This window comes from Burkholderia sp. Se-20378 (assembly GCF_017104665.1).
GTDB lineage: Bacteria > Pseudomonadota > Gammaproteobacteria > Burkholderiales > Burkholderiaceae > Burkholderia > Burkholderia lata.
On sequence record NZ_JAAGPG010000917.1, the window covers coordinates 1 to 1,925 of the forward strand.

Sequence of the window (1,925 nt, forward strand, 5' to 3'; positions counted from 1 at the left end):
TGCCCGTGTGGCTGTCGGCGGCGCTTGCGCTCGCGGCGGTGCTCGCGTGCGGGCTCACCACCTACAAGAAGGGCTGGATCGCGATCCGCAACGGCAACCTGAACATCAACGCGTTGATGAGCATCGCGGTGACGGGCGCGATGGCGATCGGCCAGTGGCCGGAAGCCGCGATGGTGATGGTGCTGTTCACGATCGCCGAGCTGATCGAAGCGAAGTCGCTCGACCGCGCCCGCAATGCGATCCAGGGCCTGATGCAACTCGCGCCGGACACCGCGACCGTGCAGGACGCCGACGGATCGTGGCGCACGATCGAGGCCGCGCAGGTGGCGCTCGGCGCGGTCGTGCGCGTGAAGCCGGGCGAGCGGATCGGGCTGGACGGCGAAGTCGTCTCGGGCCGCTCGACGGTGAACCAGGCGCCGATCACCGGCGAGAGCCTGCCCGTCGAAAAGACGACCGGCGACGCCGTGTACGCGGGCACGATCAACGAATCGGGTTCGTTCGAATATCGCGTGACGGCCGTCGCGGCCAACTCGACACTCGCGCGGATCATCCATGCGGTTGAAGAAGCCCAGGGCGCGAAGGCGCCGACGCAGCGCTTCGTCGACCAGTTCGCACGCGTGTACACGCCGATCGTGTTCGCGGTCGCGCTGCTGGTCGCCGTGGTGCCGCCGATCGTCATGGGCGGTGCGTGGCACGACTGGATCTACCGCGCGCTGGTGCTGCTCGTGATCGCATGCCCGTGCGCGCTGGTGATCTCGACGCCGGTGACGATCGTGTCGGGGCTCGCGGCCGCGGCGCGACGCGGGATTCTCGTGAAGGGCGGCGTCTATCTGGAAGAAGGGCGCAAGCTCGCGTGGCTCGCGCTCGACAAGACCGGCACGATCACGCACGGCAAGCCGGTGCAGACCGACTTCGACCTGCATGCGGACGACGCCGATGAGGCGCGTGTACGGCACCTCGGCGCGAGCCTTGCGGCGCGCTCCGATCACCCGGTGTCGCAGGCGATTGCAACGGCTGCCCGCGACGCCGGCACGACGGCCTTCGCCGATGTGCAGGACTTCGAAGCGATCGTCGGGCGCGGCGTGCAGGGCACGATCGACGGCACGCGCTACTGGCTCGGCAACCATCGGCTCGTCGAGGAACTCGAGCGCTGCTCGACGGCCCTCGAAGCAAAGCTCGATGTACTCGAGCGGCAAGGCAAGAGCGTCGTGGTGCTGGTCGACGAAGTGCGCGTGCTCGGCATCTTCGCGGTGGCCGACACGATCAAGGACACGAGCCGTGCAGCGATCGCCGATCTGCATGCGCTCGGCATCCGCACCGCGATGCTGACCGGCGACAACCCGCATACCGCGCAGGCGATCGCGCAGCAGGCCGGTATCGACGACGCGCGCGGCAACCAGCTGCCGGAAGACAAGCTCGCGGCGGTCGAGGAGCTGTCGGCCGGCGGCGCGGGCGCGGTCGGGATGGTCGGCGACGGCATCAACGATGCGCCGGCGCTCGCGCGCGCCGACATCGGCTTCGCGATGGGCGCGATGGGCACCGACACCGCGATCGAGACGGCCGACGTCGCGCTGATGGACGACGACCTGCGCAAGATTCCCGCGTTCGTGCGGCTGTCGCGTGCGACGCATCGCGTACTGGTGCAGAACATCGGCTTCGCGCTCGGCGTGAAGATCGTGTTCCTCGGCCTCACGGTCGCGGGGCTCGGCACGATGTGGATGGCGGTCTTCGCCGACGCGGGCGCAAGCCTGATCGTCGTGGCCAACGGTTTGCGGCTGCTGTCGTCCTCGGGGACGTTCGGTGCCGCTCGGCTTCGGCACGGTGCTCGCATCGGTGATGGCCGCGAAAAGCCACGGACGCGACCGCCCGTCGCGAACGACCTGGGCGCTCGGCTACGACTACCGGCTGTCGAAACGGACCGACGT

1 protein-coding gene is annotated in these 1,925 nt (G+C 69.2%); it reads left to right on the forward strand.

Going from position 1 to position 1,925, the window contains the following annotated elements; translation table 11 throughout:
- On the forward strand, positions 1-1,925 hold a 1,925-nt coding region (locus G3N93_RS38945; RefSeq protein WP_241026890.1), incomplete at both ends, for a heavy metal translocating P-type ATPase.